The organism is Glutamicibacter sp. St.4D3 (genome assembly GCF_059728615.1).
The window spans coordinates 1,062,645-1,089,005 of sequence record NZ_AP039380.1 but is presented as its reverse complement, the minus strand read 5'-3'; the positions used below and the strand labels follow the sequence as shown (position 1 = coordinate 1,089,005).

Annotated in this window: 17 protein-coding genes, 3 rRNA genes and 1 pseudogene; 3 read left to right on the top strand and 18 right to left on the bottom strand. The window is 64.9% G+C overall.

Going from position 1 to position 26,361, the window contains the following annotated elements:
- Positions 1-125: 125 nt before the first annotated feature.
- From AC6I21_RS05000 to AC6I21_RS04955, 10 genes and pseudogenes are all read right to left on the bottom strand, one after another.
- A pseudogene (locus AC6I21_RS05000) lies at positions 126-494 on the bottom strand (8-oxo-dGTP diphosphatase); the annotation flags it as partial.
- A gap of 54 nt (positions 495-548) precedes the next feature.
- Entirely contained in the window at positions 549-1,616 is a 1,068-nt protein-coding gene (locus tag AC6I21_RS04995; protein ID WP_138925932.1) for a site-specific tyrosine recombinase XerD, read from the bottom strand.
- 3 nt (positions 1,617-1,619) lie between these two features.
- Entirely contained in the window at positions 1,620-2,267 is a 648-nt protein-coding gene (locus AC6I21_RS04990) for an NUDIX domain-containing protein (protein ID WP_138925931.1), read from the bottom strand.
- A gap of 163 nt (positions 2,268-2,430) precedes the next feature.
- The gene (gene pyrG / locus AC6I21_RS04985) at positions 2,431-4,113 is read right to left on the bottom strand and encodes a CTP synthase (RefSeq protein WP_138925930.1); all 1,683 of its coding nucleotides are present in this window, start codon (positions 4,111-4,113) and stop codon (positions 2,431-2,433) included.
- A gap of 87 nt (positions 4,114-4,200) precedes the next feature.
- Complete coding sequence (gene recN / locus AC6I21_RS04980) at positions 4,201-5,961, bottom strand: DNA repair protein RecN (protein ID WP_138925929.1); 1,761 nt, start codon at positions 5,959-5,961, stop codon at positions 4,201-4,203.
- Between the two features lie 349 nt (positions 5,962-6,310).
- Positions 6,311-7,351: an NAD kinase gene (locus AC6I21_RS04975; RefSeq protein WP_138178460.1), complete on the bottom strand. Its 1,041-nt coding sequence runs from the start codon at positions 7,349-7,351 to the stop codon at positions 6,311-6,313.
- Between the two features lie 100 nt (positions 7,352-7,451).
- Positions 7,452-8,246: a TlyA family RNA methyltransferase gene (locus tag AC6I21_RS04970; RefSeq protein ID WP_138925928.1), complete on the bottom strand. Its 795-nt coding sequence runs from the start codon at positions 8,244-8,246 to the stop codon at positions 7,452-7,454.
- The gene (locus AC6I21_RS04965) at positions 8,243-8,431 is read right to left on the bottom strand and encodes a hypothetical protein (protein WP_138178438.1); all 189 of its coding nucleotides are present in this window, start codon (positions 8,429-8,431) and stop codon (positions 8,243-8,245) included. Before AC6I21_RS04965 ends, AC6I21_RS04970 begins: the two co-directional genes overlap by 4 nt.
- A 3-nt stretch (positions 8,432-8,434) precedes the next feature.
- Positions 8,435-9,445, bottom strand: coding sequence for an HAD-IIA family hydrolase (locus AC6I21_RS04960; RefSeq protein ID WP_138178437.1), 1,011 nt, complete (start codon positions 9,443-9,445; stop codon positions 8,435-8,437).
- 31 nt (positions 9,446-9,476) lie between these two features.
- The gene (locus tag AC6I21_RS04955; RefSeq protein WP_497763145.1) at positions 9,477-10,379 is read right to left on the bottom strand and encodes a hypothetical protein; all 903 of its coding nucleotides are present in this window, start codon (positions 10,377-10,379) and stop codon (positions 9,477-9,479) included.
- Positions 10,380-10,469: 90 nt separating this feature from the next.
- Here AC6I21_RS04955 and AC6I21_RS04950 point away from each other — a divergent pair, with 90 nt between their 5' ends.
- Positions 10,470-11,954 carry a hypothetical protein gene (locus AC6I21_RS04950; protein ID WP_497763144.1) on the top strand — a complete coding sequence of 495 codons (1,485 nt, stop codon included), beginning with the start codon at positions 10,470-10,472 and terminating at the stop codon, positions 11,952-11,954.
- 138 nt (positions 11,955-12,092) lie between these two features.
- Here the strand turns inward: AC6I21_RS04950 and rrf are convergent.
- From rrf to argH, 8 genes are all read right to left on the bottom strand, one after another.
- A 5S ribosomal RNA gene (gene rrf, locus AC6I21_RS04945) occupies positions 12,093-12,209 on the bottom strand.
- Between the two features lie 185 nt (positions 12,210-12,394).
- A 23S ribosomal RNA gene (locus tag AC6I21_RS04940) occupies positions 12,395-15,535 on the bottom strand.
- 555 nt (positions 15,536-16,090) lie between these two features.
- Positions 16,091-17,627, bottom strand: a 16S ribosomal RNA gene (locus tag AC6I21_RS04935).
- The 16S, 23S and 5S rRNA genes sit together here, the layout of an rRNA operon.
- Positions 17,628-18,174: 547 nt before the next feature.
- Positions 18,175-19,485: a tyrosine--tRNA ligase gene (tyrS, locus tag AC6I21_RS04930; protein WP_138925927.1), complete on the bottom strand. Its 1,311-nt coding sequence runs from the start codon at positions 19,483-19,485 to the stop codon at positions 18,175-18,177.
- 128 nt (positions 19,486-19,613) lie between these two features.
- The gene (locus AC6I21_RS04925; protein ID WP_138927176.1) at positions 19,614-21,905 is read right to left on the bottom strand and encodes a HelD family protein; all 2,292 of its coding nucleotides are present in this window, start codon (positions 21,903-21,905) and stop codon (positions 19,614-19,616) included.
- A gap of 121 nt (positions 21,906-22,026) precedes the next feature.
- Positions 22,027-22,560, bottom strand: coding sequence for an adenine phosphoribosyltransferase (locus AC6I21_RS04920; protein ID WP_246049779.1), 534 nt, complete (start codon positions 22,558-22,560; stop codon positions 22,027-22,029).
- Between the two features lie 151 nt (positions 22,561-22,711).
- Entirely contained in the window at positions 22,712-23,452 is a 741-nt protein-coding gene (locus AC6I21_RS04915) for a maleylpyruvate isomerase family mycothiol-dependent enzyme (RefSeq protein WP_138925926.1), read from the bottom strand.
- A gap of 136 nt (positions 23,453-23,588) precedes the next feature.
- On the bottom strand, positions 23,589-25,007 hold the full coding sequence (argH, locus tag AC6I21_RS04910) for an argininosuccinate lyase (protein WP_138925925.1): 1,419 nt from the start codon (positions 25,005-25,007) through the stop codon (positions 23,589-23,591).
- A 189-nt stretch (positions 25,008-25,196) separates the two neighbouring features.
- Between argH and AC6I21_RS04905 the strand changes: the two genes are divergently transcribed.
- Positions 25,197-25,607, top strand: coding sequence for an ankyrin repeat domain-containing protein (locus tag AC6I21_RS04905; protein ID WP_138925924.1), 411 nt, complete (start codon positions 25,197-25,199; stop codon positions 25,605-25,607).
- Between the two features lie 173 nt (positions 25,608-25,780).
- Positions 25,781-26,332 carry an O-acetyl-ADP-ribose deacetylase gene (locus AC6I21_RS04900; protein WP_138925923.1) on the top strand — a complete coding sequence of 184 codons (552 nt, stop codon included), beginning with the start codon at positions 25,781-25,783 and terminating at the stop codon, positions 26,330-26,332.
- The last annotated feature ends 29 nt before the right edge of the window (positions 26,333-26,361 follow it).

Genomic DNA, 26,361 nt, shown 5'->3' with positions numbered 1-26,361 from the left:
TTGGCCACGCCCAGGTTGTCCGGGGCCATCTGCACGGTGGCGGTGAACCGCTGCCCGTCCAGCAGCAGCGGGAGCCAGCGCTCGGCGTCCTGCCACATGTCCCGGACCGGCAACGCCTGGGCCGGGTACCAGCGGGCGTCCAGCTCCCCGCTGGCCGCGGGCTGCCCGCCGAACACGGTGGCCACGAACACCCTGCAGTCCATGTCCGAGCGCGGACTGGCGGGAAAGCGGAAGGCGATGTTCGCCCGGTGGGCCAGGTCGCCCGCCGCCACGCGCATGCCGGTCTCCTCGGCCAGTTCCCGCACCGCCGCCTGCACCGGGCTCTCCCCCGGCTCGATCTTCCCGCCCGGGGCGACGACGTTGCCGGCCCCGAACCCGGTGAGCTTGCGTCCCAGCAGCACTTCGCGGCCGGTGGGGCCCTCACGCAGCAGCAGGACCAGCACCACCGGTTGCGGCTGGGTCCGGTTGACGCTGGCGTCGGCGCTGCTGGTCATGGGCTGGCTCCTGGAGGACGGCTGGGTTTCTGGATGGGCGGTGGCGGGACGGCTTCAGCGCGCCCGGGGGTGGGCGAAGAGGTACGCCTCGCGCAGCGCATCGACGGTGACCTTGGTGTAGATCTGGGTGGTGGTTACCGAGGCGTGGCCGAGCAGCTCCTGCACCACGCGCACGTCGGCCCCGCCCTCCAGCAGATGGGTGGCGAAGGAGTGGCGCAACGTATGCGGGGAAACCTCGGTGGGCACCCCGGCCCGCTCGGCCGCCTTGGACAGGATCATCCACGCGGACTGCCGGGAGAGCCGCCCACCACGCTGGTTCAGGAACAGTGCCGGATTACCCCTGCCCTTGGCCGCCAGCCCCGGGCGGGCACGCACCAGGTAGTCGCTGAGCGCCTTGCGCGCGTAGGATCCGATCGGCACCACCCGTTCCTTGGAGCCCTTGCCGAACAGGCGCACCACGCTCTGCCCGGCGGAGTCCGGTGCGCTGCCGGGATTCGGGGCTGCCTGCAGCTCAGTGGAGGGTTGCAGGTCGGCATCGGGCTGCAGGCCGGCGGCGAAGTGCACGTCGTCCACGTCCAATGCGACCACTTCGGAGATGCGCGCGCCGGTGGAGTACAGGAACTCCAGCAGTGCCCGGTCGCGCAGCCCCGCCGGGGTGTCGGTCGCCACCGATTCCAGGATCGTGCTGACCTCGGCAATGGAGATGGCCTTGGGCAGGGAGGAACCGAAGCTGGGCGGCTGGATGTCGCGGGCCGGGTTGGGCACGCACAGCCCCTCCAGTTCCCAGAACTTGTGCAGCTGGCGGATCGCCACCGTGTGCCGGGCGACCGTGCGGGCGCTGAGCCCCGGCGTGCCCCCGGTGCCCTGGGCCAGCTGCTGCAGGTAGCCGCTGACCGCTTCCGGGGTGATGCCCGCCGGATCGCCGATCCGCTGGCGGCTCAGCGCCTGGGCGTAGCGGGTCAGGTCGCGGCGGTAGGCCGCCAGCGTGTTCTCGGCCAGGCCGCGCTCCAGGGACAGGTGCTGCAGATAGCGGGTCAGGGCGCGCTGCAGTGGGGCGGGGACGTCCTGCCCGGTTACGGGAGCGGCACCGTCCGGGGCCGGGCTGAGCGGGGGGCGGGACATCGGCTAGCTGTCCCGCAGGCCCGGGTGCGCCGTAAAGGGGGCGTCGGCCGGGCGAAGGTGGCGGTAGCCCTGGGCGCGGGCCGCGTGGGCGGCCAGGATCCCGACCACCGCGGAGGGGTTGTGAATCCGCCCGCCCAGCACCGCCTGCAGCGCCTCATCCAGCGGCACCCAGTCCGAACGCATCTCCGCTTCCTCATCGGTGCGCTCGAAACGCTCCGCGGTGGCCACCTCGCTGGCCTGGCGGGCCAGGAAGATGCGCATCGCCTCGGAGGAGGAGCCCGGGGAGAGGAACACGTCGGTGAGCACCGCCCATTGCGCGGCGGTGCGATCGGCCTCCTCCCACAGCTCACGCTGGGCGGCGCGCAGCGGGGCTTCGCCCTCCACGTCCAGCAGTCCGGCCGGAAGCTCCCACAGGGTCATGCCCACCGGGTGGCGGTACTGGTTGATCAGCAGCACCCGGTCCTGCTCATCGAGGACCACCACGGCCACCGCCCCGGGGTGGGAGACGTAGTCGCGGGTGATGCGCGGCCCGCCGGGGGCCAGATCCACCTCATCGTGCAGCACATCCCAGATCAGCCCGTCATAGACGGTCTGCGAGGAGACCACGGTGCGCGGGGAGAATTCGTCGCTGGGGTGCTGGTTGTGGGGCACGAAGAGGGTCCTTCCATCTGGATGACAATGCCGGCCGGCAGGGCTGCTGATGCCGGCGGCCGCGGTGTTGTTCGCAGTGTAAGCCCAAGGGCCGGTACCGCGGCAAGTTCATGCAGCGGTACCGGCCCTTGGTTGGCTCTGCCCGGGGGTGCCGGGGTTGGTGCTAGTTCCCGCGCTGGGCCAGCGCGGCGGCGATCAGCCCGCTGAACAGTGCGTGCGGGCGGGTCGGGCGGCTGGAGAGCTCCGGGTGCGCCTGAGTGGAGACGTAGTACGGGTGCACCTCGGCCGGCAGCTCGACATACTCGACCAGCTTGCCGTCCGGGGAGGTGCCGGAGAAGACCAGGCCGGCTTCCTCCAGCTGCTCACGGTAGGCGTTGTTGACCTCGTAGCGGTGGCGGTGGCGTTCGGAGACCTCGTTCTTGCCGTAGGTGGCGGCCACCACCGAGCCCTCGGCCAGCTTGGCCGGGTACAGGCCCAGGCGCATGGTGCCGCCCAGGTCGCCGCGGCCATCGACGATGTCCTTCTGCTCGGCCATGGTGGCGATCACCGGCATGGTGGTCTGCGGGTCGAACTCGGTGGAGGAGGCGTCCTCCAGTCCGGCCACGTTGCGGGCGTACTCGATCACCATCGACTGCAGGCCCAGGCACAGCCCCAGGGTGGGGATGCGGTTCTCGCGGGCGAACTTCAACGCGCCCAGCTTGCCTTCCAGGCCGCGGATGCCGAAGCCGCCGGGCACGCAGATCGCGTCGACGTCGGACAGCGCCTTGGCGGCGCCTTCCTCGGTGGCGCAGTCATCGGCCGGGACCCAACGCAGGTTGACCTTGGCGTTGTTGTCGAAGCCGCCGGCCTTCAGGGCCTCGGTGACCGACAGGTAGGCGTCGGGCAGGTCCACGTACTTGCCCACCAGCGCCACCTCCAGGTGGTGGGCCGGGTTGTGCACCACATCCAGCAGGCGGTCCCAGTCATCCCAGTCCACGTCACGGAACTTCAGGTCCAGGGTCTGCACGATGTAGGCGTCCAGCCCCTGGGCGTGGATGACCTTGGGGATGTCGTAGATGCTCGGGGCGTCAGGGCAGTTGATGACCGCCTCGGTGTCCACGTCGCAGGTGCGTCCCAGCTTGGCGCGCATCTCCTGCGGGATCTGGCGATCCGAGCGGATCACCAGCGCCTCGGGCTGGATGCCGATGGAGCGCAGGGCCGCCACCGAATGCTGGGTCGGCTTGGTCTTCAGTTCCTGGCTGGGGCCGATGTACGGAACCAGGGAAACGTGCACGAAGAACGCGTTCTTGCGTCCGATGTCCTGGCGCACCTGGCGGGCCGATTCCAGGAACGGCTGGGATTCGATGTCCCCCACGGTGCCGCCGATTTCGGTGATGATCACATCCGGCGCGCTCTTGCCCTCGCCCGGCTCGGTGGCCGGAAGGCGCATGCGGCGCTTGATCTCATCGGTGATGTGCGGGATGACCTGTACGGTGTCGCCCAGGTATTCGCCGCGGCGTTCACGCTCCAGGACGGTGGAGTACACCTGGCCGGTGGTCACGTTGGCGCTGCCGGGCAGGTTCTCATCCAGGAAGCGCTCGTAGTGGCCGATGTCCAGGTCGGTTTCGGCGCCGTCGTCGGTCACGAAGACCTCGCCGTGCTGGAAGGGGTTCATGGTACCTGGATCGACGTTCAGGTACGGATCGAGCTTCTGCATGGTCACGGAAAGACCACGAGCCCGAAGGAGATGTCCAAGGCTGGATGCCGTCAGTCCCTTACCCAGGGACGAGGCCACACCGCCGGTGACGAAGATATGCTTTGTCGTTTCAGACGACCGAGAATCACGAGTTGTATTACGCTGCACCACGGGATTTCATCCTATCACCAATCCTGCACCTGACCATCCACTTGTCACCATCGCCACACCCGGATGGCGGGGGCGCAGCGGCGGCGGTTAGGCTTTGGCCGCCGCCTTCGACAGCGAATCTACCAGCTGCCGGGCCTCACCCAACAGCTCCTCCGCGTGCGCCTGGGCGGTGTCCGACTCCTCCTGCCCGGCCAGCATTCGCGCCAGTTCCCGCACCCTTTGGGCCTCATCCAGGGCCACGACGTCCGAGGCGGTGAAGCCCTTGCCGGTGTTCGCCGTCGCATCGGAGTTCTTGATCACACGGATGTGGCGATCGGCATAGGCGGCCACCTGGGGCAGGTGGGTGACGACGATGACCTGTACGTGGCGGGCCAGCATGGCCAGGCGTTCGCCGATGGCCACCGCGGCCTTGCCGCCCACGCCCTGGTCGACCTCGTCGAACACGAAGGTCGGCACCGGGTCCACGGCCGCGAGCACCACCTCGATCGCCAGCATCACCCGGGAGAGCTCACCGCCGGAGGCGCCCTTGCCCAGCGGGCGGGGTGCGGCCCCGGCGTGCGGGGCCAGCAGCATCGCGATGGAGTCCTGCCCGTACGCCCCGGGCTCCTCCAGCGCCTCCAGCTGCACGACCAGTTTCGCGTCGGGCATTGCCAACGCGGTCAGTTCCTGGCTGACCCGCTTGGACAGCAGCTTGGCGGCCTTGGTGCGGGCCCGGGTCAGCTCCGCGGCCAGCGAGGAAACCTCATTGCCCAGCTTGGTGCTGCGCTCCTGCAGTTCCGTGATGCGGGTGTCATCCCCGCCCAGCTCCTCCAGCCGGGTCCGGGAGGCGTCGGCCCACTGCAGCACCTCATCGAGGCTCGGGGCGTATTTGCGCAGCAGCTTGCCCAGCTCCGCGCGCCGCGCCTCCACCTGAGCCAGGCGTTCGGGGCCCTCCTCGTCCAGGTCCGCCAGGTAGGCCGAGATGTCGCTGGAGAGCTCCGAGGCCAAGATGCCCAGTTCCGCGGCGCGGTCCGCAAACCCCTGCAGGGCCGGGTCGTCTCCCCCGGCGGCGGCCAGCACCCCGCGCGCGCTTTCCACCAGCGAGTTGATGCCCGGGGTCTCAAAATCCTCGCTGTCGAGGATGCCGTGGGCCTGGACGGCGGCGTTGCGCAGCGATTCGACGTTGCCCAGCTTCGTGGCGGCCTCGCGCAGCTGCTCATCCTCCCCCGACTGCGGGTCGATCCCGTCGATCTCCTCCAGCGCCAGGCGCAGGTTTTCCGCCTCCCGCACCCGGTCCCGCGAATCCTGCTTCAGGCTGGCCAGCTCACGGCTGACCTCGCGCCACTGGCGGTAGCTGCGCTGGTAGCGGGCCAGGGTGCGGGAAAAGTCATCACCGGCGAAGCGGTCCAGGGCGTCGCGCTGCGCGCCGGCCTCCTTCAACCGGATCTGGTCGGACTGGCCGTGCACCGCCACCAGCTCCGAGCCCAGCTCGGCCAGCAGGCCCACCGGCGCGCTGCGCCCGCCCACGGTGGCGCGCGAACGGCCCTGGGCGGAGAGGGAACGGCTCAACAGCAGCTCGCTGCGCTGCCCGCCCTCCCCGGCCGGTTCAATGAATGCGCCGGCCTGGGCGGCAGCATCGAGCACATGGTGATCGGGCTCCAGGTGCACCACGGCCTCGGCCAGTGCGTGCTTTGCCCCGGTGCGCACGGCCCCGGCGTCGGCACGGCGGCCCAGCAACAGGGAGAGCGCGGTAATCACCATGGTCTTGCCCGCACCGGTCTCGCCGGTGACCACGGTCAGGCCCGGACCCAGCGGCAGGGTGGCCTGGGTGATGACACCGAGGTTGGAGATCGAAATTTCCTGAATCATCGCGCACTCCCGATCGATTGAGCTGATGCGTTCATGTTCTTGCGTTAGATTACCGTCACCATCGTACACATATTCGAATCCTCTTGTTCGAACATCGTGTTCGAACCCGGCGCGCAGACCCCGTTGGTGGCCCGCGGGGTGATGACCCGCGGGGCTGGGGTCAGCTTGGTGGCCGCGCAGCCCCCGGCCCCCGGCCCGCTGTCGGCGTTCACCGGTGGGAGGTGGCCGCTCCTGCAACTGGCTCCCACTATCCCCCGCCGCGGCGTGGACCCAAGCCCACTGGATACCGGACGGGGATTACGGCGATCTGGGGGGGCGCCCGCCGCCATCGTGCGGGCACGGCCGGATGTCAGGGGCGCGGATCGTCGCGGGCCACCATCGGGATGCCCGGCTCGTCCTTGTTGTGCGGCTCGACGGTGCGCAGTTCGGGCTTGACCACCGGCAGCGCGGTGGTGGCGGTGCGGCGTTCCGACGGGCGGGCCGGTCCGCGCCAGCCCTGGATCGGCAGCTCGAACTTGTTGACCAGGCGTTCGGAGAACGGGGTGGTGTTCAGCCGGGCCAGCTTCACCGGCTGGGCGCTGCGGGTCACTTCCACCCGGGCCCCGGGCGGCAGGTCAATGGTGCGCCGGCCATCGCACCACAGCACGGCCTCGGCGTCGGTGCGGGTGAGCATCTCCACCGCCATCACCGAGTCCGGGGAGATCACCAGCGGCTTGGCGAACAGGGCGTGGGCGCTGATCGGCACCATGATCAATGCCGCGACCTCCGGCCAAACCACCGGACCGCCGGCGGAAAAGGCGTAGGCGGTGGAGCCGGTGGGGGTGGCCATCACCACCCCGTCACAACCGAAGGTGGAGATCGGCCGGCCGTCGACCTCGATGACGACCTCGACCATCCGCTCACGGTTGGCCTTCTCCACCGCCGCCTCGTTCAGCGCCCAGGTCTCGGCCAGGCACACGTTGTCCAGCCACACCTTGACCTCGATGGCCATGCGCTGCTCCACGGTGTAGCGCCCGGCGGCAAGCTGGGCCACCGAATTGGCCAGCTCGGTGCGTTCACTTTCGGCCAGGAAGCCGACGTGGCCCAGGTTCACGCCCACCAGCGGCAGGTCGGCCTCCCGCACCTGCTCCGCGGCGTGCAGCACCGAGCCGTCGCCGCCAAGCACCACCCCCAGATCGATGTCCTGCATCTGGCAGTCCTCGCCCAGGATCTCCACGTGCAGCGCATCCTCGCCCTGGTTGTCCCCGTTGGCGCCGATGACCGCGTGCTGGTCCTGGCGGCGCATTACCGGCACGATGCCGGAATTGGCCAGCTGGTGGGAGGTTTCGATGGCCGCGGCGATCGCGTCCTTACGGCCCGTGTGGGTGAAAACTAGGATGCGGCGCAATATCGGATGCCCCCTCAGGCTCGAATTCTCGGGGTGGAAGCGCGCAGGATGCACCGGCGGCTAGGTGCGCACCGATCCAGCCCGTCGCTTCGACGCGTTGTGTTCAAGAATAGTCAACCAGCTCCCACATCCGCGCATCGGGCGGGGATTGTGGCTGCCCGGTGTCGGGCCGGCCCAGGCGCAGGAAGAACTCCACGTTCCCATCCTGCCCGGGCAGCGGGCTGCGCGCCAGCCCCTGCAGCTCAAGTCCGGCTTCCCGCGCGCTGGCCACCACGTTTTCCACCGCGGTGCGCCGCAGGCGTGCGGAGGTGACCACCCCGGACTTGCCCAGGTGCTCCCGGCCCACCTCGAACTGGGGTTTGGCCATCAACAACAGGGTCCCGCCCGGGCGTGTTGCCTGCGCCAGCGCCGGGATCACCAGGCGCAGCGAAATAAAAGACAAGTCAGCCACCACCAGGTCGACAACTCCCCCGATCTGCGCCGGCTCCAGGTAACGCACGTTCAGCCCCTCGTGCACGCTGACCCGCTGGTCAAAGCGGATCTGGTCCACCAGCTGACCGTGGCCGACGTCGACGGCCACCACGTGCCGGGCCCCGCGGCGCAGCAGCACATCGGTGAACCCGCCGGTGGAGGCCCCGGCGTCCAGGCAGCGCAGGCCCCGCGGGTCGATGTCCGGGTAGTGTTCCAGCGCCCCGGCCAGCTTGTGCCCGGCCCGGCTGACGTACTCCTCCCCCTGGCCGGGCAGCAGCTGCAGCGTCGCGGAAGGATCGACCTTCTTGGAGGCCTTCGTGGCCGGCTGCCCGTCCAGCAGCACCCGCCCCTCGGCGATCAGCCGGGCGGCGTCGGTGCGGGATCGAGCCAGGGAACGGGCGACCAGCTCCTGGTCCAGGCGGCTCACTGCGTCCCGCCCCCGGTGCGGTTCAGGTCCTGCTGCAGATCATGCAGCAGCTGCTCATAGACCCGCGCATGCTCGGCGATGTCCAGGGAGGCCAGCGAGGCCAGGCGTTCCTCCACGACCTGCTCAGTCACCTGGGCGGCGGCGGGTCGGGCCAGGGGCCCGGGGGTCGGCATCGGATGGTTCATCTCTTACCTCCGCGCGGCGCGGTGCAGTTCATCCAGCCCGCGTGCGGTGAATTGGATCTGCGGTTCTACACACCCAGTCTGCCGCGGATGGGCCAGCCACCAGGCGTGGCACGCCGCACGCCAGCCATCCAGGTCCGATTCGGTGCCGGTCACCTCGATCTTGTCCTCGCGCACGCTGGCCACCGCCTCCCCGACCTGTACCCCGAAGCCCAGCACCTGGGTGGTCGGGTAGGGCCGGTAAAAGTCATCCAGCGACCGGATCAGGTAGGTGGGGCGCTGATCGGCCGGGGCGGCCAGGGCGCTGCGCGGGCTATCGACCCCGGTGAGCACCAGGGCGCTGCTGAACCCGGCGCGGTTGGCGCCCAGGATATCGGTGTCCAGCCGGTCCCCGACCACCAGCGGCTTGGTTGAATCCAGCCGTTCCGCGGCACGGGTGAACAGGTAGGACTGCGGTTTGCCGGCGATCTCCGGCTCGGCGTCCACCGCCGCCTGCACGGCGTTGACCAGCGAGCCGTTGCCCGGGGCCAGGCCCTCGGACCGCGGGATCGTCAGATCCGTGTTGGTGGCCACCCACGTCGCCCCGCGGGCGATCGCATAGCTGGCCTCGGCCAGGTCGGTCCACGAAACCTCGGGGTAGAACCCCTGGATCACTCCGGCCGGCTCGTCCTGATGGGACTCCACCACTTCCATGCCGCGCACGGCCACGCACTCACGCAGGTAGGGGGAACCGACCACCAGCACCTTGCTGCCCGGGTTCAGTTTCTGGGCCAGCAACTCCGCGCCGGCATCGGCCGAACCGAATACGTGCTCCGCCGACGTCTTCACGCCCAGCTGGCGCAGGTGTGCCGCCACGGCCATTGGGGAGCGCCCCGCGTTGTTGGTGATGAAGGCCAGCGGGACCTCCACCTCCGCCAACGCGTTCAGCGACTCCACGGCGCCGGTCACGGCCTCAGCCCCGGCGTACACCACCCCATCCAGGTCGGACAGGACCGAGTCAAAACCCGAAATCAGCATCTGGCCAGTTCCCTCCTAGTGCGCTGAAGCGCTACTTGTCCTGCGCTGGACTCTCGTCCCCATCGGCGTGGATGGTGCGTTCCTGCGCGTCATCGTCCTCGGCCTGCGCGTCATCGAAGGACACCTCGGACAGGTCATCCTCCTCGTCGATGCCGGTCGCGGCGTGCTCCTGCACGGTTTCGTCATCCTCGTTGGAAGCGTCCATCTGGGCAACGACGTCCGAATCGGAGTCGGCTTCCTCGGCTTCTGCGTCAGCGCCCGGCTCGATCAGGTCCTTGGCCCGCGGATGGGCCTCTTCCTCATCCATTTCCGGGGCCAGGTCGTAGATGAACGAATCGTCGCTGTCCTCCTCAACGCCCAGCGCCCGCTCCGCCACGGCGATCTGCGCGCGCCAGCGCTTGGCCTCTTCGGCCCGGCCGGCTTCCTGCAGCAGGTCGGCGTAGGCGCTGAAAAGGCGCGGGGTGAACTTGAAGGCACGGTTGAAGTCCAGCTGCGGCAGCGCCTCCAGCTCGGCCAGCGCGGCGTCCATCTTCCCCAGGTCGGCGTAGGCGCCGGCGGCCACAATGTGCAACTCCACCTTGACCGCGGTGTCCAGCTCGGCGAACTCCTCGTCGTGCGCCATTTCAATGGCCTTCTCCCCCCGGCCCAGACCGCGTAGCGAGTCGGCAATCAGCGGCAGGTTGTAGTCCGAGCCGCTGATCCGGCGGTGGGTGCGCAGTTCGCGCAGGGCATCGGCATACTTGCCAGCATGGTAGGCGGCGATCCCCACCGCCTCGCGCACCACGGCCACGCGACCGCCACGGCGGGAAGCCGCCAGGGTGTGCTCATAGGCCAGCTCAGGATCGACCTCAAGCAGACGTCCGGCCATGACCAGGTGCTTGGCAACCCAGCTCTGGCTGCGTTCCTCCAGGTAGCGCAGCTGGGCGCGAGCCACGCGATCCAGCTCCTTGCCCGTCACGTCCTCGTCGATGTCCGGAGAGGCAGTGCGGTCCGGACGGTTGGAGATGCGCAGATCGCCGGGGTTGTGCTTGCGAACGCCGCGCTCGTCATCCTGGAATTTGCCCTTGGGCGCCCCACCCTCGGAGCGGCCACGGGAGGTCTCCCGCCCGCGCTCGTCACCCTTGCGGAACTGGCCACGGTTCTCGTCGTTGCGGCGGAAATCAGAACGCTCACGGTCCCCGCGGAAGCCGCCACGGTTGTCGTCATTGCGGCGGAAATTATCGCGCTTATCGCCATCGCGACGGAAATCAGAACGCTCACGGTCCCCGCGGAAGCCACCGCGCTTGTCGTCATCGCGACGGAAATCAGAACGCTCACGGTCCCCGCGGAAGCCACCGCGCTTGTCGTCATCGCGACGGAAATCAGAACGCTCACGGTCCCCGCGGAAGCCACCGCGCTTGTCGTCATCGCGACGGAAATCAGAACGCTCACGGTCCCCGCGGAAGCCACCGCGCTTGTCGTCATCGCGACGGAAATCAGAACGCTCACGGTCCCCGCGGAAGCCACCGCGCTTGTCGTCATCGCGACGGAAATCAGAACGCTCACGGTCCCCGCGGAAGCCACCGCGCTTGTCGTCATTGCGGCGGAAATTATCGCGCTTGTCGCCATCGCGACGGAAATCAGAACGGTCACGATCCCCGCGGAAGCCACCACGGTTGTCATCATTGCGGCGAAAATTGTCGCGCTTGTCGCCATCACGACGGAAATCAGAACGCTCACGGTCCCCACGGAAGCCACCACGGTTGTCGTCATTGCGGCGGAAGTCAGTACGGTCACGGTCCCCGCGATAACCACCGCGGTTATCATCATTACGCCGGAACCCTCCACGATTGCGATCGCGGTCCCCGCCGAAACCGCCACGGTTCTCGTCGGTACGGCGGAAGTCCCCGCGGCTGCGGTCACGGTCCCCGCGGTAACCGCCGCGGTTGTCGTCGTTGCGGCGGAAATCAGAACGGTCACGATCCCCGCGGAAGCCACCACGGTTGTCATCATTGCGGCGGAAATTGTCGCGCTTGTCGCTATCGCGACGAAAATCAGAACGGTCACGATCCCCGCGGAAGCCACCACGGTTGTCATCATTGCGGCGGAAATCCCCGCGGTTGCGGTCACGATCGCCGCGGTAACCACCGCGGTTGTCATCGTTACGGCGGAAGTCTCCGCGATTAGAGTCTCGCTGTCCGCGGTAGCCACCGCGATCACTATCGTCTCGCCGGAAACCGTCACGGCGGTCTTCGCCTCGACGGTTGTCCTTGCGCTGGTCGCCATCACGGCGGAAGCCGCCGCGATGCTCTTGGTTTCGTCCCGAATGATTGTTTCGGAAATTTCCTCGGTCGTTGCCCGAGTTGCGATGGGATTCGTTAGACATGAAAAGTTTTCCTCTCAGCGGCCCTATTCCAACACCGCAACCTTCGTGCTCGCACGTCGAGTCACTTCACTATTTAGTATCTTTGCGACGCTGCAGGCGTCGCGCTCATTCAAGTCTAGGCGACGTGAAAAGCCCGTGGCTTGAAAGCGGGGGAAATGTGGCCAGACACTCAGGATGCGTATCGTGCAGTCGTAGGTGTGGAGGACGGCTAAAGCCCCACGGCTTAAACAGGTGAGGCTCCAACCATCACTGGTTGGAGCCTCAAACCCTTCATCAAATTAAGTCCGGCGGTGTCCTACTCTCCCACACCCTCACGAGTGCAGTACCATCGGCGCAGTGGGCCTTAGCTTCCGGGTTCGGTATGGGACCGGGCGTTTCCCCCACGCTATGACCGCCGTAACAGCAGTGAAACAACCACACACCTGGTGCCGGCTGCAAAACCATCCATGAACAACACCTGCCAACCCCCACACCCCACCAACAAGGGGGGGCCTGGGATGGTGTGGTTGTTGTTTCGTAACCGTATAGTGAACGCGAGCAACACTCTTTGCCGAACACCCCAGCGAGGGGGTGGTTTTGTTGTGTGTTGATAAGTCATCGGCCTATTAGTACAGGTCAGCTACACAAGTCTTTAGTCCTTGCTTCCACATCCTGCCTATCAACCCAGTGGTCTAGCTGGGGGCCTCTCACACAAAAAGTGCATGGAAATCTCATCTCGAAGCAGGCTTCCCGCTTAGATGCTTTCAGCGGTTATCCCTTCCAAACGTAGCTAATCAGCGATGCACTTGGCAGTACAACTGACACACCAGAGGTTCGTCCGTCCCGGTCCTCTCGTACTAAGGACAGCCCTTCTCAAATTTCCAACGCGCGCAGCGGATAGGGACCGAACTGTCTCACGACGTTCTAAACCCAGCTCGCGTACCGCTTTAATGGGCGAACAGCCCAACCCTTGGGACCTACTCCAGCCCCAGGATGCGACGAGCCGACATCGAGGTGCCAAACCATGCCGTCGATATGGACTCTTGGGCAAGATCAGCCTGTTATCCCCGAGGTACCTTTTATCCGTTGAGCGACGGCCCTTCCACACGGTGCCGCCGGATCACTAGTCCCGACTTTCGTCCCTGCTCGAGCTGTCACTCTCACAGTCAAGCTCCCTTGTGCACTTACACTCAACACCTGATTGCCAACCAGGCTGAGGGAACCTTTGGGCGCCTCCGTTACTCTTTAGGAGGCAACCGCCCCAGTTAAACTACCCATCAGGCACTGTCCCTGAACCAGATCATGGTCCGAAGTTAGGTGACCGGTACAGCCAGAGTGGTATTTCAACGATGACTCCACCCGAACTAGCGTCCAGGCTTCACAGTCTCCCACCTATCCTACACAAGCTGCACCGAACACCAATACCAAACTATAGTAAAGGTCTCGGGGTCTTTCCGTCCTGCTGCGCGTAACGAGCATCTTTACTCGTACTGCAATTTCGCCGAGTTCATGGTTGAGACAGCGGGGAAGTCGTTACTCCATTCGTGCAGGTCGGAACTTACCCGACAAGGAATTTCGCTACCTTAGGATGGTTATAGTTACCACCGCCGTTTACTGGGGCTTAAATTCTCCGCTTCGACCCCAAAAGGGTCTAACAGGTCCTCTTAACCTTCCAGCACCGGGCAGGAGTCAGTCCGTATACATCGTCTTGCGACTTCGCACGGACCTGTGTTTTTAGTAAACAGTCGCTTCCCCCTGGTCTCTGCGGCCCACACCCGCTCAGGAAAGCAAGTTTCCCTCACGAGGCAGGCCCCCCTTCTTCCGAAGTTACGGGGGCATTTTGCCGAGTTCCTTAACCATGATTCTCTCGATCGCCTCGGTATTCTCTACCAGATCACCTGTGTCGGTTTAGGGTACGGGCGGACTGGGACCTCACGCCGATGCTTTTCTAGGCAGCATAGGATCACCGAATCACCCACCAAAGTGGGCGCCTATCAGGTCTCAGGCACACGTTCCGCGGATTTGCCAACGAAACACCCTACACCCTTGGACCAGGTCAATTCCATTGCCTGGCTCGGCTACCTTCCTGCGTCACACCTGTTAACACGCTGACCTCACACCCTCGGTTCCCAGCCACCAACCACAACAACCACCCCCCAAAGGGGGCAGCACGTCATGGCGGCAGGTGGTTAGCATCAGATGCTCAGTATGGGCGGTCCTTCGCCGGTACGGGAATATCAACCCGTTGTCCATCGACTACGCCTGTCGGCCTCGCCTTAGGTCCCGACTAACCCAGGGCAGATTAACTTGACCCTGGAACCCTTGATCATTCGGCGGACGGGTTTCTCACCCGTCATTCGCTACTCATGCCTGCATTCTCACTCGCGTAGCCTCCACCGCTGGTTTCCACCGCGACTTCACCGGCCACACGACGCTCCCCTACCCATCCAAACCACTGGACCACAAAAGCCAATGACATGTTTGAATGACGCAACTTCGGCGGTGTGCTTGAGCCCCGCTACATTATCGGCGCGGAATCACTTGACCAGTGAGCTATTACGCACTCTTTCAAGGGTGGCTGCTTCTAAGCCAACCTCCTGGTTGTCACAGCAACTCCACATCCTTTTCCACTTAGCACACGCTTAGGGGCCTTAGTTGGCGTTCTGGGCTGTTTCCCTCTCGACTATGAAGCTTATCCCCCACAGTCTCACTGCTGCGCTCTAACTTACCGGCATTCGGAGTTTGGCTAAGGTCAGTAACCTTGTAGGGCCCATCGCCTATCCAGTAGCTCTACCTCCAGTAAGAAACACGCAACGCTGCACCTAAATGCATTTCGGGGAGAACCAGCTATCACGAAGTTTGATTGGCCTTTCACCCCTACCCACAGCTCATCCCCTCCATTTTCAACTGAAGTGGGTTCGGTCCTCCACACGCTCTTACACGCGCTTCAACCTGGCCATGGGTAGATCACTTCGCTTCGGGTCTAGACCGTGCCACTCAAACGCCCTATTCAGACTCGCTTTCGCTACGACTACCCCACACGGGTTAACCTCGCGACACAGCACTAACTCGCAGGCTCATTCTTCAAAAGGCACGCCATCACAGAACACAAAGCCCTGCTCTAACGGTTTGTAAGCACACGGTTTCAGGTACTATTTCACTCCCCTCCCGGGGTACTTTTCACCATTCCCTCACGGTACTGATTCACTATCGGTCATCAGGTAGTATTCAGGCTTACCAGGTGGTCCTGGCAGATTCACACGGGATTCCTCGAGCCCCGTGCTACTCGGGCACCCACACTAGGACGGCAGCACGCATGACGACTACGGGACTATCACCCTCTCTGGTCCGGCATTCCAACCGATTCACCTATACGCCTGCACCTCATCCCGCCAGCCGAATAGAACTGGCACATATGGACCCCACAACCCCGAAGATGCAACGCCTATCCGCTATCACACACCTACCGGTTTAGCCCCATCCGCGTTCGCTCGCCACTACTAACGGAATCACTATTGTTTTCTTTTCCTGCGGGTACTGAGATGTTTCACTTCCCCGCGTTCCCCCCACATGGCCTATACATTCAGCCACGGGTCACACCACATAACATGGTGCCGGGTTTCCCCATTCGGAAATCCTGGCCTCAACGTCCGGTTATCGACTCCACCAGGCTTATCGCAGATTCCCACGTCCTTCATCGGCTCCTGATGCCAAGGCATCCACCGTGCGCCCTTAAAAACTTTCAACACAATCATCCATCCATCACAGACAAACGACAGCACAGAAAACCTCAAATACATGAGCAACAAAACAATCAACAAAATCACAAAACAACAAACACCCACACACACAAAATGCGGCAGGCACCTGTCATTTCAAGATGCTCGCGTTCACTATACAGTTCCCAAACAACAACCCCACACCCCCACACCACACACCCACACAAGGGGCACGCGTGCCAAGGACACAGGAAAACAAACATGGTCTTTCAACCGAAACACCAAGAACACCACACCCACCACAACGGCAGGCACAGCATGCTTGTTGCCTCAAAACCCAACAGTGCGCCACAACCTGGCACCACAAGCACCACCACCAGCCTTCCAACCACAAGCCCCCACAACGGAAACCCACGGCGTACTCACCAGCAGCACCACCCACAGCACCAAACCCGACCACAACCCCCACACCCAAAAAGTGCACGGACCACGACCGATAGTTCATTGATATTCCACCCATGAGCAACCCGCCCACCAACACTCGTGGCGGCAACGGGCAACCAATAATGGTTAGCTCCTTAGAAAGGAGGTGATCCAGCCGCACCTTCCGGTACGGCTACCTTGTTACGACTTAGTCCCAATCGCCAGTCCCACCTTCGACGACTCCCCCCACACAAGGTGGTTAGGCCATCGGCTTCGGGTGTTACCAACTTTCGTGACTTGACGGGCGGTGTGTACAAGGCCCGGGAACGTATTCACCGCAGCGTTGCTGATCTGCGATTACTAGCGACTCCGACTTCATGGGGTCGAGTTGCAGACCCCAATCCGAACTGAGACCGGCTTTTAGGGATTAGCTCCACCTCACAGTATCGCAACCCATTGTACCGGCCATTGTAGCATGCGTGAAGCCCAAGACATAAGGGGCATGATGATTTGACGTCATCCCCACCTTCCTCCGAGTTGACCCCGGCAGTCTCCCATGAGTCCCCGGCATAACCCGCTGGCAACATGGAACGAGGGTTGCGCTCGTTGCGGGACTTAACCCAACATCTCACGACACGAGCTGACGACAACCATGCACCACCTGTGAACCAGCCCCAAAAGGGGAAAGACCATCTCTGGCCCGGTCTGGAACATGTCAAGCCTTGGTAAGGTTCTTCGCGTTGCATCGAATTAATCCGCATGCTCCGCCGCTTGTGCGGGCCCCCGTCAATTCCTTTGAGTTTTAGCCTTGCGGCCGTACTCCCCAGGCGGGGCACTTAATGCGTTAGCTACGGCGCGGAAAACGTGGAATGTCCCCCACACCTAGTGCCCAACGTTTACGGCATGGACTACCAGGGTATCTAATCCTGTTCGCTCCCCATGCTTTCGCTCCTCAGCGTCAGTAAATGCCCAGAGACCTGCCTTCGCCATCGGTGTTCCTCCTGATATCTGCGCATTTCACCGCTACACCAGGAATTCCAGTCTCCCCTACATCACTCTAGTCTGCCCGTACCCACCGCAGATCCGAGGTTGAGCCTCGGACTTTCACGGCAGACGCGACAAACCGCCTACGAGCTCTTTACGCCCAATAATTCCGGATAACGCTTGCGCCCTACGTATTACCGCGGCTGCTGGCACGTAGTTAGCCGGCGCTTCTTCTGCAAGTACCGTCACCCCCAAAAGGGGCTTCTTCCCTACTGAAAGAGGTTTACAACCCGAAGGCCGTCATCCCTCACGCGGCGTCGCTGCATCAGGCTTTCGCCCATTGTGCAATATTCCCCACTGCTGCCTCCCGTAGGAGTCTGGGCCGTGTCTCAGTCCCAGTGTGGCCGGTCACCCTCTCAGGCCGGCTACCCGTCGTCGCCTTGGTGAGCCATTACCTCACCAACAAGCTGATAGGCCGCGAGTCCATCCCCAACCGATAAATCTTTCCACCCCCTGCCATGCAGCAGGAAGTCATATCCGGTATTAGACCCAGTTTCCCGGGCTTATCCCGAAGTCAGGGGCAGGTTACTCACGTGTTACTCACCCGTTCGCCACTAATCCACCAGTGCAAGCACCAGCATCATCGTTCGACTTGCATGTGTTAAGCACGCCGCCAGCGTTCATCCTGAGCCAGGATCAAACTCTCCATAAAAAACAAGAAAAGCACACCACCAACCACCACACGGCAGCCAATGATGCAATCCCGGCGAATAAAAAACACTCAACCACCACACACGGGGGTGCGGGCGATCAAGCAAATAAATGTTTCGTATTCACCAAACAAAAATAATTTGGTATCAACAAACTTGGCACACTATTGAGTTCTCAAACAACAAGCGCTTCCGACACCACGAACCACCATCATCTGGCTGGCCGCTTCGCTCCGGAGCAACTTTCCAACCTTACCACATCCCCGGCCCGAGTCAAAATGACCCGAACATCCGGTGACCTGCAAAGGAAGGGATTCTCGCTGCCAGGTAAACATCCCGTTTCCGGTGTGTGTTTCCCGCTGGCAACAGATAAAAACTATACGCAGGTTCCACCACACACGCAAATCGAGGGCTTGTGCAACAAAAACTCCGGAATGCCGGGGAAAATCAGGCGCTCTGGGGGCGTAGACGCAGAAAACCGCCGAGAAAGTGCTGTGCTTCACAGACTTTCTCGACGGTTTCCCTGAAATGCTCCTGCGGGGCGGGTGGTTAGCCCTCCAGCTCCAGGACTGCCATGTTCTTCTTGCCTCGGCGGATGATCGCGTAGCGCTGGTGCAGGAAGTCATCAACGCTAAGTTCCGAGTCGATCCCCTGGACCTTGTGGTTGTTCACGTAGGCGCCGCCTTCCCCAACGGTGCGGCGGGCCTCGGACTGGCTCTTGCTCAGCCCGCTGGTCTGCAGCACGTTGAGGATGCCCAGCTCATCGGCCTTGATCTTGGCCGAGGGCAGCTCGGCGATGACCGCCTGCAGCGTCGGCAGATCGATCTCGCCCAATTCGCCGTTGCCGAAGACCGCGGCCGAGGCGGCGATGACCTTCTCGGTCGCGTCCTCGCCGTGGACCAGGCTGGTGACCAGCCAGGCCAGGGTGCGCTGTGCCTTGCGCTGGTGCGGGCGCTCGGCCACCTCGGTCGCCATTTCCTCAATCTCGGCACGCGTGAGGAAGGTGAAGACCTTCAGCCGGTCGATCACATCGGCGTCCGCGGTGTTCAGCCAGAACTGGTAGAAGGTGTACGGGCTGCACATTTCCGGATCCAACCAGATGGCATTGCCCTCGGACTTGCCGAACTTCGTGCCGTCGGAGTTGGTGATCAGCGGGGTGCCGAAGGCGTGGACGTGCTTGCCCTCGACCTTGCGGATCAGCTCGGTGCCACTGGTCAGGTTGCCCCACTGGTCCGAGCCGCCGGTCTGCAGGGTGCAGCCGTACTGGCGGTGCAGCTCCAGGAAGTCGAAGCCCTGCAGGACCTGGTAGCTGAACTCGGTGTAGCTGATGCCCTCATCGGAGTTCAGGCGGGCGGCGACGATTTCCTTCTTGATCATGGTGCCCACCCGGAAGTACTTGCCGATGTCGCGCAGGAAGTCCAGGGCGCTGACGTTCTGCGTCCAGTCCAGGTTGTTGACCAGTCGCACCGCGTTCTCCCCCTCAAAGGAGAGGTAGCGCGAGACCTGGGACTGCAGGCTGGCAACCCATTCGGCCACGGTCTCCCGGGTGTTCAGTACGCGTTCGGCGCTCTGGCGGGGATCGCCGATCAACCCGGTGGAACCGCCCACCAGCGCCAGCGGCTTGTGGCCGGCCAACTGCAGGCGGCGCATGTTCAGCAGCTGCACCAGGTGGCCCAGGTGCAGGGACGCCGCGGTCGGGTCGAAGCCGCAATAGTATGTGACCGTCTCGTTGGCAAGCGCTTCTTCCAGCGCGGCGTCATCGGTGGAGACGTGGACCAGCCCGCGCCACTTCAGTTCCTGCCAGATGTTATCGAACGACGGATCAATACGTTGTCCCGCGAGGGCGGGATTCTGCTTCATTTCAGACACAACCCCAACGTTAGCAAAATCCGGGCGTGGTGCTCAGTTGATCCGCCCAGATTGCGCCGGAACCCGGACGTGGGATGCGCAACGTGCTCCCGCTGCGCATCCCCATGCCGAAGCGCGGGTCAGTTCACGGCCGCGGCGGCGGCGGTGTCCAGCCCGGCGGGCAACTCCTGGCTGTAGAGCACGTGCAGGCGCTGGGTGGTGCGGGTCATGGCCACATACAGGTCCCCCACCCCGCCGTCGACCTCGCTGATCAGCGCGGCCGGTTCCACGATCAGCACCCCGTCGAACTCCAGGCCCTTGGATTCACGGGCGGAAATCACCACGATGTTCTGCACCATGCCCCCGGAACCGGAGCCGACCCGCTGGCCGTACACCTCGGCCAGCGCCGCACGGTACTGGGCGACCTTCTCCTGCGGGACGATGACCGCCTGCAGCCCGCCCTGGGAGTACTCCAGCTCCCCTGGCAGGATGCGCAGCAGCTGCGGCAGCAGGTTTTCGGCATCGGTGTGGGTGAACAGCGGTGGCCAGTCCCCCTCGCGCACCGCCTGCGGGGTGGTGATGCGCAGCCCGGCAGCCTGGGCGACGGCGGTGGCCGCGTCCGCGATCTGCGCCGGGGTGCGGTAGTTCACCGTCAGCTCCTCCAGCCGGAAGCGCTGCCCCAAGAACGGCTCCAGCGCCTCCCCCCAGCTCAGCGCCCCGGAGGCCGCCGAGGTCTGGGCGATGTCCCCCACGATCGTGAAGGACTTCATCGGGCAGCGGCGCATCAGCAGGCGCCACTGCATCGGGGAGAGCTCCTGGGCCTCGTCGACCACGATGTGCCCGTACGCCCAGGTGCGGTCCGCGACCGCGCGTTCGGCGGCGGTCATCCGCGCCCCGGTCTCCTGGTTCAGCCCGGCAACCTGTTCGGCGGTGACAATCCCGTCGATCCCCGCGTTCTTGAGCATCACGTCCATGTTCGCCAAGGCGGCCTTCGCGTTCTCCACGTCCCGGTCGAACTGGGCGGCGTCGGGGGTGTCGCGCGGGTCGGTGAACTCCCCGAGCAGTTCCGCGGCCTCATCCAGCAGCGGCACGTCGGCCTCGGTGAACGGCGAACCGGCCGGACGGTAGAGCGCGGCGCGCTCGGCGGCGTCCAGGTGCGGGGCGGCGGCCTCCAGCAGGTAGGGCTTGGCGAACAACTCGGAGAGCAGGCGCTGCGGGGTCATCGGCATCCAGCACAGGTTCAGCGCCACGCGCACGTCGTGCGAGTCGCGCACCTCCTGCGGCAGGTAGCTGCGGTCCGCCGCGCTGATCTGCCCGGCCGACTCCTCCAGCACCCGCTTCATCTGTTCGGCCAGCTCCTCGACGAGGACCTTCACAAAGGTCTCGCGGGCCTGGTTGTGCGGCCGGCGCGAATGCCGGGCCCGGTCCCGGGCGTTGCGCACCATCTTGCGGGTCAGGGTCAGCCGGGTGCCCTCGACCACCACGGTGCGGTCCTCGGGCAGCAGCCGCTGGCGGTTGCGCACCGCCTGGGCGATCACCCTGGCCATCGACAGCTCGCCCTTGACCCGGGCGGTGGTGCGGTTCAGCTCCGGCACCGTGGGCACCCCGGCGTACAGTTCCCCGACGCTGGCCATCACCACGCCGGTCTCCCCCAGGGAGGGCAGCACGCGTTCGATGTAGCGCATGAAGGAGGTGGAGGGGCCCACGATCAGCACCCCGGCGTTCTTCAGCCGCTCCCGGTACTCGTAGAGCAGGTAGGCGGCGCGGTGCAGCGCCACAGCGGTCTTGCCGGTGCCCGGCCCGCCCTGCACCACGATCGCCCCGGCCAGCTCGGAGCGGATGATCGCGTCCTGCTCGGCCTGGATGGTGCCCACGATGTCACCCATCCGCCCGGTGCGCTTCTCGCGCAGCGCCGCCATCAGCGCCCCCTCGCCGCGGTGCGAATGCCCCTCGTCCAGCCAGGACGGGTCCAGCACGTCATCCTCCACCCCGGCCACGGTGCGGCCCTTGAGGATCAGGTGGCGGCGGCGGCGCACCCCCAGCGGCTGCAGCGCGGTGGCCTGGTAGAACGGGGCGGCCTCCGCGGCCCGCCAGTCCACCATCAGCCGGTTCAGGTCCTCGTCGGTGATGCCGATGCGTCCGATGTAGCGCGGGCTGCCGGCCGATTCGGGGTCCGCGGCGATCCGCCCGTCCATGTCCAGCCGGCCAAAGACCAGCCGGTCCTCCACGGCCTCCAGCTGGGCGATCCGGTCCTCGTAGAGGGTGGCGAAGGAGTCGCGTTCGGACTGGTTCTGGAAGCTGCCCACCGCCCCGGTGGCCCGGGTGCGCTCCAGCTGTTCGATCTTCTCCGCCCGCAGCTCATCGAGCCGCGCATACAGCCGTGCCACGTACTGCGATTCGTCGATCAGATCCTTGTCGATCGTCCCGGCCACTGGTGCTCCCCTCACACTGCAAAATCAAGACAGACCATTCTACGCCGCCGCACCCCGGCAACGGGCAATGATGTGACGCAACCGGCGACACGTTCACCGGCGGCGGATTCGGGCGCGCGGATCAGACCAGCTGCAGGCTGTGCACGTTGTATCCGCTCAGCTGCTGGCGGCCCTTCAGCTCATCCAGTTCCAGCACCACGCCGATCCCGGCCACCGTCGCACCGGTGCGTTCGATCAGCCGGGCCGCGGAGCCCACGGTGCCGCCGGTGGCCAGCACGTCGTCCAGGATCAGCACGCGGGTGCCGGGGCGGACTTCGTCGCGGTGGATCTCCAGGGACCCCGACCCGTACTCCAGGGTGTAGTCGTCGCGGTAGGTGGGCCGGGGCAGCTTGCCGGCCTTGCGGATGGTGAGCATGCCGGTGCCGGTGGCGTAGGCGGCGGCCGCGGCCAGCACGAACCCGCGGGCCTCCAGCCCGGCAACGATGTCGAACTGCCCGGCGAAGCGGGAGGTCAACTCGTCGACGATCCGGCGCAGCCCATGCGGGTCGGCGAACACCGGGGTCAGGTCCTTGAAGGACACCCCCGGTTGCGGGTAATCGGGCACTATCGCGCAGAGGCGGTCCAACAGGTCACTGATGCTTTCGTTATTCGTCACCCGTCAATTTTAGGCCGTCCCGGCAGCTCCCGCGGCACCCCGCCCAGCCGGGGCGGGTACCGGTGCAGCACAACGCCCCGCGTTTCCGGCCCCTGCAGGGCGGAAAACACGGGGCGGGAGGTGGTTCAGCGGGGCCGTGAATCAGCCGGTCTCAGCGAGGCAGCAGCTGCCCCGAGGGCCAGGGCAGCAGCGTCGGGAAGTCCGAGAGCTCGGCGTCGGAGGAGGCCTGCACCACGCCCTGCGGCGGTCGTCCGGCCAGCCAGGCGGCCAGGTCGAAGTCGGTTCCGGTCAGCACGTAGGAGTGCGCCCCCTCCCCCAGCACGATCGGCTCCTTGCCGTGGGGCTGCAACACGATCCGGTCGGTCTCGGCCACGCGCGGCTGCAGCGCACGGATCAGGTGCTCACTGAAGCTGCGCGGCCAACTGGCGGCCGGACGCTTGAATTCGTCCAGGTCGGTTGCGTGGATCAGCATTTCCCGCCAGGTGGCGTGCATCATGTCGGCCACGGTCGCCCCGGGGCGGTACCCGACGTTTTCCTCCCACTTCTGCACGGTGCCGGGCAGCACGGCGCGCAGCTCGTCGAGCGAATCCAGGGCCAGCGGGCGCAGCGAGTCCGGGCGCATCAGCGCGGCCATGTTGATCGCCTCCACGCGCCCGGCCATGCCCCCGTCGTACATCTCCGGCGGGTTGGCGCTGCCGGCGTTGGCGAACTGGCGGATCGCGGCGCGGGCGAAGGAATGCAGGTGCGCGACCAGCTGGGACACCGTCCAGTCCGGCAGCGAACTGGGCTTGGCGAAATCCTCGTCGGGAAGTGCGCGCAACTGGGCCTGGAGCTCATCCAATGCCCGGGTGACCTCAGTGATCAGTTCCTCGGGCGACAAATGCTGTGTCATGCTCCACACTGTATCGGCTGCACCGGGAAAACCACCAGCACCACCTGCGATGCCCACAAACACCACAGCCCGCCGGCACCCGTGGAGGGGGCGGCGGGCTGCGGTCAAAGCGCGGCGGGAGGCGGCAGGTGCGCGATCAGCTCCCGGCCCAGGTGCGCACGTCCTGCAACTGGCGTTCGAACTCCTCCAGCTGGGCCTGCACGGCGCTCGGAGCGGTCCCGCCCTGTCCGTTGCGCGCGTTCAGCGAACCCGCAGTGGACAGCACCTCACGCACCGCCGGAGTCAGGTGCTCGGAGATCGAGGCGTAGTCCTCATCGCTCAGGTCCCACAGCTCCACGCCGCGCGACTCGGCCAGCTTCACCGCCGCCCCGGACAGTTCGTGGGCGTCGCGGAACGGCACGCCCTGGCGCACCAGCCATTCGGCGATGTCGGTGGCCAGCGCGAACCCCTGCGGGGCCAGCTCGGCCATCCGCTCGGTGTTGAAGCTCAAGGTGGCGATCATCCCGGCCACCGCCGGCAGCAGCAGCTCCAGGGTGTCGGCGGCGTCGAACACCGGCTCCTTGTCCTCCTGCAGGTCACGGTTGTACGCCAGCGGCAGGGCCTTCAGGGTGGCCAGCAGCCCGGTCAGGTCCCCGATCAGGCGCCCGGCCTTGCCGCGGGCCAGCTCGGCGATGTCCGGGTTCTTCTTCTGCGGCATGATCGAGGAGCCGGTGGAGAACGCATCGTGCAGGGTCACGAACGAGAACTCCTTGGTGGCCCACAGGATCACTTCCTCGCTGATGCGCGAAAGATCCACGCCGATCATGGCCGTAATCCAGGCGAACTCGGCGAAGACGTCACGTGCCGCGGTTCCGTCGATCGAGTTGTGCACGGCCGAATCAAAGCCGAGTTCGGCGGCGACGAAGTTCGGATCCAACCCCAGGGTCTGGCCGGCCAGGGCACCGGATCCATACGGTGAGACCGCGGCGCGCTTGTCCCAGTCCACAAACCGCTGCACGTCGCGCAGCATCGGCCAGGCGTAGGCAAGCAGCAGATGCGAGAGCAGGATCGGCTGGGCGTGCTGCAGGTGGGTGCGCCCCGGCATGGGCGCGTAGGGGTGGGCCTTGGCTTGGGCGACGAGCGCGTCCATCGTCTCGATCAGGCCCTTGGCGATGATGCGCGCATGATCGCGCAGGAACATCCGACCCAGGGTGGCGATCTGGTCGTTGCGGGAACGGCCGGCGCGCAGCTTCCCGCCCAGCCCGGCGCCCGCCCGCTCGAGCAGGCCGCGCTCCAGCGAACCGTGGACGTCTTCATCCGACTCGGCGGCCACGTAGCGCTCGGTCTTGACGTCCTCCTCCAGCTGGTCCAGCGCGGCCAGCATCCCGGAAAGTTCGTCGTCGGTGAGCAGGTTCGAACGATGCAGGACCTTGGCGTGGGCGCGTGAACCGGCGATATCGTAGCTGGCCAGACGCCAGTCGAAGTGCGTGGACTTGCTCAGCGCCGCCATGGCTTCTGCTGGGCCGCCGGAGAAGCGGCCGCCCCATAGCGAACCTTCGTTGGTTGAAGAGCTCATGCCTAGTTCCTTTCAGCAGACACCACGTGGTGGACCGCAAGCTTTATATTCACTGTTGAACACTCTAACAAAGTTTATGCATAGAAGCTCATAAATATTCAATCTGGACTGCTCTATCCCGCAGAGGCAGTGTCGACGAGCGAGCGACACATCCTCGTCCCAAGTCCCAAGGCTCGTTAGACTAAAACCATGACTGATACCCCACGACAGCCGGAACTTTCCAATGAGCAAATAGAATTCCTGAACCAGGTGCTGGACATGGCCCGGCAGGGCAAGGTTCAGATGCTCAGCTCGGTGATTGATCAGGGGATTCCGGTAAACCTGACCGACGGCAAGGGCGACTCCCTGCTGATCCTGGCTGCCTACAATTCACAGCCCGAAGTCGTGAAGGCGTTGATTGAGCGCGGAGCAGAGCTGGACCAGCTCAACGCACGCGGACAAAGCGCGCTTACCTGCGCGGTGTTCAAGCAGGACGAGGAGTCCACCCGCATGCTGCTGGAGGCGGGCGCCGACCCGAAGCTCGGGCCGCAAAATGCGTTGGCCGTGACCGAGATGTTCGATCTTCCCCAGTTCCGCGCCATCATCGAAGAGTACCTATAGGCCGTCCTAGCGCCTCGCTGAGCTTCCCAGAAAGTTCGCCCCCAGCACAGATTGACTGTGGTGGGGGCATACTTTTGCCTGTAGTTACCCGCAAAACCCTTCCACTGCCCATAGCCGCCGCGTAAGGTGATCTTACACATAGAGGAACACGGAGATTCTTGGAGGTACGACCCATGGAAATCCAACTCGTACGCGGGGATATCACGCGAGTCGGGGCTGAGGCTTTGGTGAATGCTGCCAACCCGTCACTGCTCGGCGGCGGTGGTGTTGATGGCGCCATCCACGAGGCCGCCGGCCCTGAGCTCCTGGCGGCGTGCCGTGCAGTGCGCAAGAACCAGTACCCCGATGGCATTCCCTCAGGTATTGCGGTCGCGACCAAGGCCGGAAAACTGGATGCGCGGTGGGTCATTCACACCGCGGCACCCAACCTGAATCTGGGCAAGGCGAACCCGAAGATCCTCTCTGATTGCTTCACCAACTCGCTATACGTGGCTACTCGCCATGATGCTCATTCCGTCGCATTCCCCGCCATTGGTGCTGGGGCCTTCGGCTGGCCCGCACAGCAAGTGGCCGAAATTGCTGCCAAGGCCATCGGCGACTGGGTTGAGACCAACAAGCACGTCACTTCCATTCACCGGATCATTCTGGTCTCCCACACCGATCAAGTGCAGAAGGCCTTTGAAGATGCCTTTGGAATGGAAAGCATCGAAGAGCTGGCTGCCTAGCCTGCAGCTTGTCGTTGGGCAAGGCGACG